This window comes from Streptomyces sp. NPDC091281, from assembly GCF_044757425.1.
In the GTDB taxonomy this organism is placed as follows: domain Bacteria; phylum Actinomycetota; class Actinomycetes; order Streptomycetales; family Streptomycetaceae; genus Streptomyces.
Window position 1 is genome coordinate 804959 of the sequence record NZ_JBIVUY010000001.1, and the last position, 11564, is coordinate 816522.

At 72.1% G+C, this 11564-nt stretch carries 13 protein-coding genes; 7 read left to right on the plus strand and 6 right to left on the minus strand.

The features are described 5' to 3' along the window. The first annotated feature begins 130 nt into the window (after nt 1–130). From ACIQPQ_RS03550 to ACIQPQ_RS03565, 4 genes are all read left to right on the plus strand, one after another. Complete coding sequence (locus ACIQPQ_RS03550; RefSeq protein WP_401299161.1) at nt 131–1480, plus strand: MFS transporter; 1350 nt, start codon at nt 131–133, stop codon at nt 1478–1480. A gap of 67 nt (nt 1481–1547) precedes the next feature. After that, nucleotides 1548–1829: a type II toxin-antitoxin system RelE/ParE family toxin gene (locus ACIQPQ_RS03555; RefSeq protein ID WP_401299164.1), complete on the plus strand. Its 282-nt coding sequence runs from the start codon at nt 1548–1550 to the stop codon at nt 1827–1829. After that, nucleotides 1826–2164, plus strand: coding sequence for an XRE family transcriptional regulator (locus ACIQPQ_RS03560; protein WP_401299167.1), 339 nt, complete (start codon nt 1826–1828; stop codon nt 2162–2164). Before ACIQPQ_RS03555 ends, ACIQPQ_RS03560 begins: the two co-directional genes overlap by 4 nt. 115 nt (nt 2165–2279) lie before the next feature. Then, on the plus strand, nt 2280–2807 hold the full coding sequence (locus tag ACIQPQ_RS03565; RefSeq protein ID WP_401299170.1) for a hypothetical protein: 528 nt from the start codon (nt 2280–2282) through the stop codon (nt 2805–2807). Nucleotides 2808–2913: 106 nt separating this feature from the next. Here the strand turns inward: ACIQPQ_RS03565 and ACIQPQ_RS03570 are convergent, their stop codons facing one another. Further along, a complete protein-coding gene (locus ACIQPQ_RS03570) occupies nt 2914–3285 on the minus strand; it encodes a hypothetical protein (protein WP_401299173.1) in 372 nt (123 codons plus the stop codon). A gap of 29 nt (nt 3286–3314) precedes the next feature. After that, nucleotides 3315–3626 (minus strand): hypothetical protein, encoded by a 312-nt coding sequence (locus ACIQPQ_RS03575; protein WP_401299175.1) that lies wholly within the window; start codon nt 3624–3626, stop codon nt 3315–3317. Nucleotides 3627–3722: 96 nt separating this feature from the next. Between ACIQPQ_RS03575 and ACIQPQ_RS03580 the strand changes: the two genes are divergently transcribed. Further along, nucleotides 3723–4586: a DUF1963 domain-containing protein gene (locus ACIQPQ_RS03580; protein ID WP_401299178.1), complete on the plus strand. Its 864-nt coding sequence runs from the start codon at nt 3723–3725 to the stop codon at nt 4584–4586. 130 nt (nt 4587–4716) lie between these two features. Here ACIQPQ_RS03580 and ACIQPQ_RS03585 read toward each other — a convergent pair whose 3' ends face one another. From ACIQPQ_RS03585 to ACIQPQ_RS03595, 3 genes are all read right to left on the minus strand, one after another. Then, the gene (locus ACIQPQ_RS03585) at nt 4717–6657 is read right to left on the minus strand and encodes a protease pro-enzyme activation domain-containing protein (RefSeq protein WP_401299181.1); all 1941 of its coding nucleotides are present in this window, start codon (nt 6655–6657) and stop codon (nt 4717–4719) included. Between the two features lie 302 nt (nt 6658–6959). Continuing rightward, nucleotides 6960–7574: a DUF305 domain-containing protein gene (locus tag ACIQPQ_RS03590; RefSeq protein WP_401299183.1), complete on the minus strand. Its 615-nt coding sequence runs from the start codon at nt 7572–7574 to the stop codon at nt 6960–6962. Continuing rightward, nucleotides 7571–8233 (minus strand): DUF3105 domain-containing protein, encoded by a 663-nt coding sequence (locus ACIQPQ_RS03595; RefSeq protein ID WP_401299185.1) that lies wholly within the window; start codon nt 8231–8233, stop codon nt 7571–7573. The genes ACIQPQ_RS03590 and ACIQPQ_RS03595 overlap by 4 nt, the downstream gene beginning before the upstream one ends. A 467-nt stretch (nt 8234–8700) precedes the next feature. Here ACIQPQ_RS03595 and glnA point away from each other — a divergent pair, with 467 nt between their 5' ends. Further along, complete coding sequence (glnA, locus tag ACIQPQ_RS03600) at nt 8701–10062, plus strand: type I glutamate--ammonia ligase (protein ID WP_383771568.1); 1362 nt, start codon at nt 8701–8703, stop codon at nt 10060–10062. A 95-nt stretch (nt 10063–10157) separates the two neighbouring features. Continuing rightward, a complete protein-coding gene (locus ACIQPQ_RS03605; protein WP_401299188.1) occupies nt 10158–10745 on the plus strand; it encodes a hypothetical protein in 588 nt (195 codons plus the stop codon). A gap of 93 nt (nt 10746–10838) precedes the next feature. On the opposite strand, the gene ACIQPQ_RS03610 is transcribed toward ACIQPQ_RS03605, so the two are convergent. Continuing rightward, nucleotides 10839–11279 (minus strand): VOC family protein, encoded by a 441-nt coding sequence (locus ACIQPQ_RS03610; RefSeq protein WP_401299191.1) that lies wholly within the window; start codon nt 11277–11279, stop codon nt 10839–10841. Between the last annotated feature and the right edge of the window lie 285 nt (nt 11280–11564).

The following is an 11564-nucleotide window of genomic DNA, read 5'->3' on the forward strand; positions in this document are numbered from 1 at the left end:
GACTTTGTTTCGCAGTTGAACATACGATGGGTGGCGTCCCCGTCCGTCGTGCCGTTCCGCCTGCCCGTCTCCGCCCGGAGACGCGCCCTGTCTCCTCCGTCCCCTCCCCGCTGCGAAAGGCCCGTCCGTCATGCCTCTGGCCCTGCTCGCCCTGGCCGTGGGTGCCTTCGGTATCGGCACCACCGAGTTCGCGATGATGGGCCTGCTGCCCGACGTCGCCGACGACCTCGGCATCTCCATACCCGCGGCGGGCCACCAGGTCTCCGCGTACGCGCTCGGCGTCGTCATCGGCGCCCCGCTGCTCGCCGCCGTCACCGCCCGGATGTCCCGCCGTACCGTCCTCATCGGCCTGATGGCCCTCTTCGTCGCGGGCAACGTCCTCTCCGCCCTCGCGCCCGACGCGAACTGGCTGCTCGCGGCACGCCTGCTCAGCGGACTCCCGCACGGCGCCTTCTTCGGCGTGGGCGCGGTGGTCGCCACCACCCTGGTCGCCCCCGAACGCAAGGCCCGCTCGGTGTCGTTGATGTTCCTCGGCCTCACCGTCGCCAACGTCGCGGGCGTCCCCGTCGCCACCCTCGTCGGCCAACACCTCGGCTGGCGGGCCACGTTCCTCGGCGTCGGCGTGATCGGCCTGGCGGCGATCGCGTCGCTGGCGCTGCTGATCCCCGGGGAGAAGCGGGAGGTTGAGGGCGCGGGTGCGGAGGCCGGTGCTGGTGCCGGTGCCGACGGCGGCCGGGGTGCCGGGGCCGGCGGGGCCCCGGTGGCGGCCGGTCTGCGCGGCGAACTGGCCGCGCTGCGCTCGCTGCCGGTGTGGCTGGCCCTGGGCACGACGGTCGCGGGCTTCGGCGCGCTCTTCGCCGCGTACAGCTACATCACGCCGATGCTGACCGACGCGGCGGGCTACGCCGACTCGACGGTCACCGTGCTGCTGTCGCTGTTCGGCGTCGGCGCGACGATCGGCAACCTGCTGGGCGGCCGCCTCGCGGACCACACGATGCGCGGCACGCTCTTCGGTGGCCTGACGGCGCTGGTCGTCGTCCTGGCCCTGTTCCCGGTCCTCATGGCGACGCAGTGGAGTGCGGCGCTGGCCGTGATCCTCCTGGGCGTCGCGGCCTTCGCCACCGGCTCCCCCCTCCAGCTCATGGTCATGGAGAAGGCGTCCTCCGCCCCCTCCCTCGCCTCCTCCGCCAACCAGGCGGCCTTCAACCTCGCCAACGCGGGCGGCGCCTGGGTCGGCGGCCTCGCCCTGGCCGCGGGCCTCGGCGCGACCTCCCCGGCGGTCGCCGGAGCGGGCCTCGCGGTCCTGGGCCTGGGGGTCGCCGGAACGGCGTGGGCGGTGGACCGCCGCAGGGCGGCGGCCGACGCGCCGGGCGCCGCGGGTCCGTCGCCCTTCCCGGAGGCCCGCGTGGTCGCGGGAGCACTGCCGGGCGTGGCGGCCGAGGTGGCGGTGGACGCGGAGGGGGAGACGGTACGGGGGTGAGCGGGGCGGGGGCGCGCTGCGCGCCCCGGCCGATGAGGATTGGGCCAGCGCCGAGCAGGTGGAAGACGTGATCGACATGCTGGCGGCGGTGGGCCCGACGCTCGGCCGTCCACTGGTCGATCGGATCAAGGGCTCCGACAATCATCATGTGAAGGAGCTGAGACCGGGCTCATCCGGAGGCAGCGAGATCAGAATCCTCTTCGCTTTCGATCCGGTGCGCCGCGCGGTCCTTCTGGTGGCAGGGGACAAGTCCGGTAACTGGCAGCGCTGGTACGACGTGAACGTTCCGATCGCCGAAGCGCGGTACCGGGCGCACGTGAATGATCTTGGAGTCAGGGAGTACGAATGAGCGCAGTCGAGTGGGACGAGGTCAAGCGTCAGGCGCGCGAGCGGCGTGCAGCCGCCGGACTGCCGGTGCGCTCGACCCGGGAGAAGCGGGCGGCCATGGACAGGCTGACCGCGGAGGTGCGTGCGCACAGGCTCGCCGAAGTCCGACGGGAACAGGCGCTGACCCAGCGCCAGGTGGCCTCCTCCATGGGAGTCTCGGCGCCTCGCGTCTCCGCGATCGAGCACGGCGAACTCGACCGGACCGAGGTGGCGACGCTCCGGGCGTACGTGGAGGCGTTGGGCGGCCGTCTGCGTGTGGTCGCGGACTTCGGGGACGCGGAGTACACGGTGGCGTGAACCGACGGGGCCCCGGGGAGACGGTACGGAGGCCGAACCGCGCCGTAGCCCACCCGGCCCGGAGGCTTTCGTGCTCCTCTTCCCTTGTCCGGTAAGGGTGTTGGAGGATGCGCGCATGAATCAGCATGCGACGGGACCGACCGGGCCGACGGCCGACGCGGCGACCGCGTACCTCACGTCCCTCCAGGCCCGGCTGACGGCCGACCGCTGCACGGTGACCTCGTCGCAGTGGAACGACCACCCGGTCCTGATCGGCAGCCGCGCCGACCGCAAGGTCCGCTGGTTCGGCACGAAGGCCCAGCTGTTCGTCTTCGCGGCGGCCGTCCCCGAGGTCGACCTGAACGCGCTCGGCGAGTTCAGCGCGTGGGCGATGCGCTACGCCAAGAACCTCCGCGGCGGCATCCCCGGCGCCCGCAACGCCGCCCTGGTCCTCCCCGCCCTGGTCAGCGCCCGCGTCCACCCCGAGGCGTCCCAGTGGGCCGCCCAGGACGCCCGCATCCTCGACACCACCCTGATCAGCCGCCCCCTCACGATCGAGACCACCCCGACCACGACCCGCACGACGATGTACCGGGGCCGCATCGCGTGGGGCGGCATGTTCACGGGGCATGTACTGGAGAAGGCGGCGCTGTACTTCCCGTGAACCACGTCGGTGCGGCCCGTTCCGGTCCGGTGAGTTCACGCCGAGCCTGATCGCGGTCAGCCACGCACTCAGGATCGGGTACCCAGGAGGACCTGACCGCCGTGCTTCAGGCCGCCGTTCGGGGGGTCTGCTCTTTCACGCGGCCCTCCCACGCCCCGACACAGCGGGTGAGGTCGTCCGAGAGGCAGACGTGGAACCGGCGGGGCGGGTCGGTGACCGTGGCCATGTACACCCGCGTGTCTCCCGCGTCGTGGAGCTCGTCCACCGCCTGAGCCAGGCTCTCCAGCCGACCCGGATCACCCCCTCCGGTCTCCACCAGTACGTCCAGCCGTCCGCACCAGATCGCCCACAACGTACGGGCCGAGGCCGTATGCGCGGGGACCTCCCACCGCGCGCCCGACAGCAGAGCGGCCAGGGCCGCGGGCCCGCTGAGGGAGCCGTCCTGGGCCAGCGCAGACCTCAACGCCTCGAAGGTCATATCTCCGCCCTCGGGTTTGGTCTTGGCGCTCAGAACCCGTCGCCCCATCCGAAAGTGACGTTGTACGCGCGCTGGAGTGCGTGTCGTCCGTGGTCCCCGTCGGCGTGGGCCCATACGAGGGCTGTGGAGAACCAGAGCAGAAAGACTCCGCCGACGACGCCCAGAGCGACCAGCTTCCCGTTCCAGCCGAGGAGCACCAGGGCGATGGTCACGATGGCCACGCCGAGGTGGGCTCCCCGCGAGTCGAGCGGCGCAGCCTTGCGTGTCTCTCGGCGTTCGGCCCGCTCCGCGGCGAAGCGTTCCTCCCGGACAGACTGCGGTTCGTTCTCGTCGAAGTTCACTTCATCCCCCCTGGCCCCGACGCTACATGGCCCCGGACCACGTCGGCAGGGGAGCGCAGACAGGAGCTGTCAGTGGTGTCGGGGACCATAGGAGGCATGACTGATCAGCAGTACGCGCGGCTTGCCGCCGAGTGGCTTTCCGGTGGTCTTGTCGCGCGCTGGACGGCGCTCCTGCGGCCGTGCGTACGTCTTCGGGTCGCCGTCGGCGGGGAGGAGGCCGTGGCGGTCCTCGGGGGGAGTCCGGAGCTTCCGGGCGGGGTCGGCTGGCCCGAGTGGGACGGGTACGGGCCGCTGTCCTTCGTCGCGTCGGTGCGGTGTGACGCGCTGCCTCGCGCGGGGCTGCCGGAGGCGTTCCCGACGGCGGGGACGCTGCTCTTCTTCCACTTCGACAGCCGGGCGGACGAGGACGCCTTCGTCTCGGTCGACGATCCGGAGAGCTGGGCGGGGGCCCGGGTGGTGTACGTCCCTCAGGGGACGCCGGTCGCTCCGGTCGACACGCCTCCGGAGATCGAGGCCTTCCCCCGCGTGGCGCTCGCCGCCGATGTCGAGGAGAGCGCTCCTGACCTGGGGCTCCCCCAGGCGCGGCGGGCCCTGCTCGGCGACGACCGGCACTGGCCTCATCCCCGGGACACCCCGGCCGAACTCAAGCCGTTCCTGCGGGCGTTCCGGCGGCTGCGTACCCGGATCGGGCACCAGGTCGGCGGACACGCGCTGCCCGTCCAGGGGCCGGTGGAGTACGACATCGCCGGGGGGACGGCCGCCGCCGAGGGAGGCCTTCACGCGGAGGGCGGTCGGTTCCTGGACCGGGAAGCCGAACGCTGGGTCCTGCTCACCCAGTTCAGCAGCGACGGCAGCGCCAGGACGACCTCCCCGGACGACGGCACCCTCTACTGGCTGATCCGCCCCGAGGACCTCGCCGCCCGCCGGTTCGACCGGGCACGGCTCACCGTGCAGTGCTGAACGGCGCCCTCCCCCCGCGCACCGGGGCGGCCGGTCACCCTTCCCGTGACCGACCGCCCCTGCCGCGCGCCTCCCCCGTCGCGCCGCGCCACGCGTACTGCGGCGCCCGCGGACTACGGCGCCCCGCGCGCTATTTCCGCCGGTACGACTCCACGTAGCCCGGCCGCGGGCTGCCGACGCCGGTCACCGGGTCGTAGCCCTTCACCGCCGACAGGGAGCTGTCCTTGCCGAGGCTGCGGACCGACGTGAGAAGGCCCTCCGTCGCGTCGTGCGAGTTGGCGTAGTCGACACGGACCACCGCCAGCGGGGACGACGTGCGCGGGGTGTCCGTGACGTCGTGGTAGGACTTCGAGTCGTAACGGGCGTAGATCGCCGGGTTGGCGAAGCCGAGGGCCCGGCCGCGGGCCTGCTGGGCGAGGGCCTGGACGCCCGCGATGACCGGCGCCGCGAGCGACGTGCCGCCGATGCGGTACTCGGAGTAGCGCTGGCTGCCGTCCGCGAAGGTCTGCGTCTGGCCCACCAGGAAACCGGTGTTGGGGTCGGCGATCGCCGCGATGTCCGGGACGACCCGGTTGCCCGCCGCGTTGTTGGCCCGCGCCAGCGCGGCGGGGACCACCTTCCGCTGGTAGTACGGCTGCGGCACCGTACGGCTGGTCCCGCCGCCCGCGCCCGAGGTGAACGCGCCCGGGAAGTCCGTCCAACTGCGGCCGTCCGCCGACAGGTTGGCCTTGTCCGTGCCCCAGCCGGTCTCCCACAGGTAGGAGTCGCCCTTGCCGACGGCCAGCGAGGTCCCGCCGACCGCCGTCACCCACGCCGAGTTGGCCGGGGTGTCCACCTGCTTGGTGCCGCTGCTCGCGACCTCGTCGCCGTCGTCGCCGGACGAGAAGTAGAAGCCGATGCCCTCGACGGCGCCGAACTGGAACACCTGGTCGTAGGCGGCGGCCAGGTCCGGCGTCTGGTTGGCCTCGATGTCGCCCCACGAGTTGGAGACGATGTCGGCCAGGTGGTTGTCGACGATCTTGCTGAGCGAGTCGAGGAGGTCGTCGTCGTAGCAGGACGCGGCGCCGACGTACGTGACGTCCGCGGCCGGGGCCAGCGCGTGCACCGCCTCCACGTCGAGGGTCTCCTCGCCGTACCAGCCCGCCGCCCCGCACTCCTCCGTACGCGTGTAGTCACCCGGCAGGACCTGGCTCAACTGCCCGGTCTTCCAGGCCGCGTCGCCGTGCTTGCGGGCGTAACTCGCCACGTCGTAGGCGAGCGTGGGGGAGGCGTACGCATCGGTGATCGCGATCCGCACGCCCTTGCCGGTCCGGCTGCCCGCGCCGTAAGCGGCCCGCAACTGGCGCCCCGTGTAGCCCCGTACCGCGTACGGCAGACGCTTGCCGTTCGCCTTCGGCAGGTCCCGCGCGACCTTCGAGCCGTGGTACGTCGAGAACGGGCCCGCGTTCTTGAACACCTCGTCCGGCGGCGGGAGCTGCTCCTTCGCCGAGGCCCGGTGCGGGGCGTTGTCCAGGCCCGTCACCGTGAGGACGGCACCGTCCAGACCGGCGGGCGCGGACGCCGACGCCGACGGGGCGCGGTAGGTCCGGCCGCTCTTGGTGTAGTTGTGCAGCTGCGTGCCGAACGCCTTCTCGGCGGCGGCGACTTCGCCGCTCACCGCGACGTAGCGGCGGGTGGTGGCCGTCACCTTCAGTCCGGCGCCGGTCAGCCAGGCCTTCACCGCCGCCACCTGCGCCGGGCTCGCGCCGAAGCGGGCCTGCGCCTGCGCGGCGGACAGGTAGGAGCCGTACGCGGCGGACGCCGGGTCGGACACGGCGCGCGCGTAGGCGGCGAGGCCCGCCGCGTCCCGGCCCGCGAGGTAGACGCGGGCGGAGACCGGCGCGGTGTCCGCGGTCGCGCCCCGGTCGGCCTTCGCGGTGGCCCAGGCGGGCCGGGTGCCCGTCAGGGTGTCGCGGGCCGGACCGGGCGCGGCGTGCGCGGCCGGTATGCCGAACGCCAGCGCGCCGGCGAGCAGGGGCAGGGTCGCTGCCAGGCTCGTCGCGGCGCGCAGCGCGGCGCGGTTGGATCTCATGGGACCCCCTGGGAGTGGTTCGTCGCCGGTCGGTCACCGACGGTCGCCACTCTGGCGATGATCCGTTCATGTCAGGGGAAACCCGAGGCCAAGAAGAACCCCATCCACCCCAAGAAGCCCCCAAGTCACTCCGGTGTGCGGAGGATTGGGGGCTCGTGGGGGAAATCGTCCGCTACGGGCCGACGTGACGCCCGTACGGGCCACGGGGCCACGCCCACCAAGTCGGGCCACGCCCACGAAGGCGGGGTCACGCCCACGCCCCCTGCGCGCGGCGCCACGCGCCACGGACGAGGCGCCACGTCCTACGAACGCGGCGCCGCGCCCCGCTCCTTGAGCAGGTCCGCCATCAACTGGAGTTCCGACTGCTGGGCCTCCACCATGCCCTGCGCCAGCCGCTTCTCCACGCCCACCGTGCACCGCTCCACACAGCCCTCGGCCATGTGGATGCCGCCCTTGTGGTGGTCGGTCATCAACTGGAGGAAGAACACCTCCGCCTGACGGCCGTTCAGCTCGCCCAGTTTCTTCATCTCGGCGTCCGTCGCCATGCCCGGCATCAGCGCGCCGTCCTCGCCGGAGGCCATGCCCGCCATGTCCATCCAGGCCATCGGCTCCTTCGCCGACACCTTCGGCAGACCCCACAGATCCAGCCAACCGATCATCATGCCGCGCTGGTTGGCCTGCGTCTGCGCGATGTCGTACGCGAGGCGCCGCACGTCCACGTCCTTCGTGCGGTCGCGCACGATGTACGACATCTCGACCGCCTGCTGGTGGTGGATCGCCATGTCCCGCGCGAAACCGGCGTCCGCCGACTCGGCCGCCGGGACGTCGGAGCCGTTGTCCCCGGCGACGGAGTAACTGATCGCGCCCGCCGCGACGAGCACCCCCGCCGCGGCCACGGCGACTCCCGCGTACCTCACTGCGGCAGACCGCCCGTGCACGCGGCGCCCGGCTCCGGCGTCTGCTCACCCTGCACGTACTTCTGGAAGAACGTGTCCACGTTCTTGTCGTCCGCCCCGGTCACCGTCCGCTGGTGCCCCCACGCGGTCAGCATGATCGGGTCGGCCTGGTCCTCGACCGGGCTCATCAGCGTGTACGGCGTCTTCTTCACCTTCGCCGCCAGCGCGTCCACGTCGGCCTTCGGGGCCTTACTGTTGTACGTCACCCACACCGCGCCGTGCTCCAGCGAGTGCACCGCGTTCACGTTGTTGAGGGCCTTGGTGTAGACGTCGCCGTTGCAGTTCATCCAGGCCTGGTTGTGGTCACCGCCGACCGGGGGCTCCACCGGGTACTTCACCGTCTTGGCGACGTGGGTGCGTCCCAGGGTGCCCTTCCACGTCTTCACCCCGTCCGCGCCGGTCACGAACTTGCCCGCGGTCTTGCCGTCGGCGGCGGCCGAGTCGTCGTCGGACTGCGACTGCACGAGGAAGACGGTGCCCGCGACGAGACCGGCGACCACGACGACGCTCGCGGTGATCGTGAGGATGCGGTTGCGCCGCTCACGCGCCTGCTCGGCACGCCGCATCTCCGCTATGCGCGCCTTGCGCGCCGCGTTGTCGTTCTTCTTGGCGGAACCCATGGGGTCTGTCCTTCGGTGAAAGGGCGGGCGGTGGGGGGCGGTGCGGTCGGACCCTGGGATGCGGGAGGGGGAGTGGTGCGGGTGAGGCGGGCGGGTCGACTTCTTCGGGTCAACAGATCGTAATAGGGGAGAGGCGAAAAGACGTAGGCAGGTCACGGCCAAGGCGGGCCCCGGGAACCGGTCGGGAGACGGCCCGGAGGCGGGCAGGGCGGCGGGCCGGGGCGGACCGGCGGCGCGTCCGGGCGGGGGAGGCGTTACGCCCGTCGCCCCGAGCGGGCAAGATGGGCGACAGGAGTGTCCCGAGCGGTACACCTGCCGTACCCGAGGCGTTCACCGCGCGGTCGGCCGGACGATCAAGGTGCGCAACGCGCACGAAACGGTGTTGTGGTGGGATGCTCAGGTGCCCGACCGCCTCCCGCGCGCGGGGAGATCAGGCGGCCTGACCAGCAAGGATGGGGAAGCGGAAGATGGACAAGCAGCAGGAGTTCGTGCTCCGGACCTTGGAGGAGCGCGACATCCGGTTCGTACGCCTGTGGTTCACGGACGTGCTGGGCTTCCTCAAGTCCGTCGCCGTGGCCCCCGCCGAACTTGAACAGGCGTTCGACGAAGGCATCGGTTTCGACGGCTCCGCCATCGAGGGCTTCGCCCGTGTGTACGAATCCGACATGATCGCCAAGCCGGACCCGTCCACCTTCCAGGTCCTGCCCTGGCGCGCCGAGGCCCCCGGCACCGCCCGCATGTTCTGCGACATCCTCATGCCGGACGGCTCCCCGTCCTTCGCGGACCCGCGCTACGTCCTCAAGCGCGCCCTCGCCCGCGCCTCCGACCTGGGCTTCACCTTCTACACCCACCCCGAGATCGAGTTCTTCCTGCTGAAGGACCGCCCCCTCGACGGCTCCCGCCCCACCCCCGCCGACAACTCCGGCTACTTCGACCACACCCCGCAGAACATCGGCATGGACTTCCGCCGCCAGGCGATCACCATGCTGGAGTCGATGGGCATCTCGGTCGAGTTCTCGCACCACGAGGGCGCCCCCGGCCAGCAGGAGATCGACCTGCGGTACGCCGACGCGCTCTCCACCGCCGACAACATCATGACGTTCCGCCTGGTCATGAAGCAGGTCGCGCTGGAGCAGGGCGTGCAGGCCACGTTCATGCCGAAGCCGTTCTCCGAGCACCCCGGCTCCGGCATGCACACCCACCTCTCCCTCTTCGAGGGCGACCGCAACGCCTTCTACGAGTCCGGGTCGGAGTACCAGCTCTCCAAGGTCGGCCGCTCCTTCATCGCGGGCCTGCTCAAGCACGCCGCCGACATCTCGGCCGTCACCAACCAGTGGGTCAACTCCTACAAGCGCATCTGGGGCGGCTCCGAGCGCACCGCGGGCGCGGGCGGCGAGGCCCCCTCGTACATCTGCTGGGGCCACAACAACCGCTCCGCGCTGGTCCGCGTGCCCATGTACAAGCCCGGCAAGACCGGCTCGGCCCGCATCGAGGTCCGCTCCCTCGACTCCGGCGCCAACCCCTACCTCGCGTACGCCATGCTGCTCGCCGCCGGTCTCAAGGGCGTCGAGGAGGGCTACGAGCTGCCGCCGGGCGCCGAGGACGACGTCTGGGCCCTCTCCGACGCCGAACGCCGCGCGATGGGCATCGAGCCCCTCCCGCAGAACCTCGGCGAGGCCCTCAACCTCATGCAGCGCAGCGACCTCGTCGCCGAGACCCTCGGCGAACACGTCTTCGACTTCTTTCTCCGCAACAAGCGCCAGGAGTGGGAGGAGTACCGCTCCGAGGTCACCGCGTTCGAACTGCGGAAGAACCTGCCGGTGCTGTAGCCGGTCCCGGCCGGTCGGGGTCTCCCGGCCGGCCGACGTCGGCTCCCGGCGGACCGCCCTGGGCAGCCACCCCGCCGCCCACTACCTTCTCCCGCATGAGTGCGACGACCAGCTCCCTGATCATCGGCATCGTGGGTATTCTCGGGACCCTTTTCTCCGGTGTGCTGTCCCATCGGTCCGCGATGCGGGCCAAGAAGATGGAGCTGGATCACGTCGTCCAGCAGGCCCGTGAGCAGCGGACGGACGAGCGGTTCACCGCTGATCTGGAGATGCGGCGGGCCTCGTACGGGGAACTCAACCGCGCGCTGCGCGACTACTACTCGGATCTGCGGCTGGCGTTGCAGGCGCTGGAGCGCGGGCGGGCCGTGGGGGAGCTGCGGGAGCGGATGACCGAGGGGCGGGCGGGTGTCCGTGCCGCGTACGCCGCCGCGCAGATGACCGCCTCGGACACCGTGCTCCGCCCCGTCGGCGACCTGGTGCAGCTGCTGCACCACCTCTACAACCACCTCGTGCTGCACGGCGACGGGGAGGCGGCGGACGACGCGGACCCCCTCGACGCGCTGCGTGGCAGCCTCGACCGGGCCTCGGAGAAGCTCTACGAGACCCGGCAGATCATGCGCGCCGACCTCGGCCTCACCACCGCCCCACCGGACCGGCCCCAGGGGTACGGCGTCGTCGGCTAGGCCGTCCCCCGCGCGGGGCGCCGGGCAGGAGAGCGCGGCGACGAGCGCGGGGGACGGCCGGGAGCGGGCAGGGAAACCGGTGGGGCCGGGCGGCTATCCGGTGGCCTGGGACGCCAGCAGCTCGTGAAGCGGCTCCGTCGCCCGGCGGCGGTACTCCTGGATCGCCCAGCCGTTGCCGTCCGGGTCCTTGAAGTACATGAACGTCGCGCCGTCGTCCGGGGTGTACTGGACCGGCTCCGTGACCTCCAGGCCGCGCTCGACCAGCTCGGCGTGGGCCGCCTTGATGTCGGTCACGCACAGTTGCAGGCCCTGGTAGGAGCCGGGGGCCGGGCGGGGACCGTCCATGGTGTCCCACAGGCTGTCGCCCAGTGCGATCGAACAGCCCGAGCCCGGCGGCGTGAGCTGCACGATCCGCATGCCCGGCATCACCTCCTGGTCGATGTCCACGTGGAAACCGGCCTTGTCGCGGTAGAAGTCGCGGGCCCGGTCGATGTCACTCACCGGCAGCGGGATCACTTCGAGCGTGTACTGCATGGACGGGTCCTCCAAGTCGGCGTCGACCGGCCCCGGTCCGCCCGGGGCGGCGGCGGTCGGGCGAGGCGCCGTCGGGTCTGGCCGGACGGCTCCCCCTCACCGAAGCCGAAAACCGGGCGGTCCGCCACCGAGACGTGGGAAGCGTGCACCGGAGCGTGATGGTCCGGAAACCGCCCCCGACCGGTTCCCTGCCCCCGACCGGCCTGCCCCCCGACCGGTTCCCCGCCCCCCTGACCGGTTCCCCGCCCCACCACGGAGCCCGCCCCCACCACCCGAGCTACGCTC

Excerpts from the sequence above, each read along its gene's own strand:
- ACIQPQ_RS03610 (WP_401299191.1), bottom strand. The coding sequence starts at position 11,279 with ATGCAGTACACGCTCGAAGTGATCCCGCTGCCGGTGAGTGACATCGAC.
- ACIQPQ_RS03550 (WP_401299161.1), top strand. The coding sequence starts at position 131 with ATGCCTCTGGCCCTGCTCGCCCTGGCCGTGGGTGCCTTCGGTATCGGC.
- ACIQPQ_RS03585 (WP_401299181.1), bottom strand. The coding sequence starts at position 6,657 with ATGAGATCCAACCGCGCCGCGCTGCGCGCCGCGACGAGCCTGGCAGCG.
- ACIQPQ_RS03595 (WP_401299185.1), bottom strand. The coding sequence starts at position 8,233 with ATGGGTTCCGCCAAGAAGAACGACAACGCGGCGCGCAAGGCGCGCATA.
- glnA (WP_383771568.1), top strand. The coding sequence starts at position 8,701 with ATGGACAAGCAGCAGGAGTTCGTGCTCCGGACCTTGGAGGAGCGCGAC.
- ACIQPQ_RS03560 (WP_401299167.1), top strand. The coding sequence starts at position 1,826 with ATGAGCGCAGTCGAGTGGGACGAGGTCAAGCGTCAGGCGCGCGAGCGG.
- ACIQPQ_RS03605 (WP_401299188.1), top strand. The coding sequence starts at position 10,158 with ATGAGTGCGACGACCAGCTCCCTGATCATCGGCATCGTGGGTATTCTC.
- ACIQPQ_RS03580 (WP_401299178.1), top strand. The coding sequence starts at position 3,723 with ATGACTGATCAGCAGTACGCGCGGCTTGCCGCCGAGTGGCTTTCCGGT.
- ACIQPQ_RS03570 (WP_401299173.1), bottom strand. The coding sequence starts at position 3,285 with ATGACCTTCGAGGCGTTGAGGTCTGCGCTGGCCCAGGACGGCTCCCTC.
- ACIQPQ_RS03565 (WP_401299170.1), top strand. The coding sequence starts at position 2,280 with ATGAATCAGCATGCGACGGGACCGACCGGGCCGACGGCCGACGCGGCG.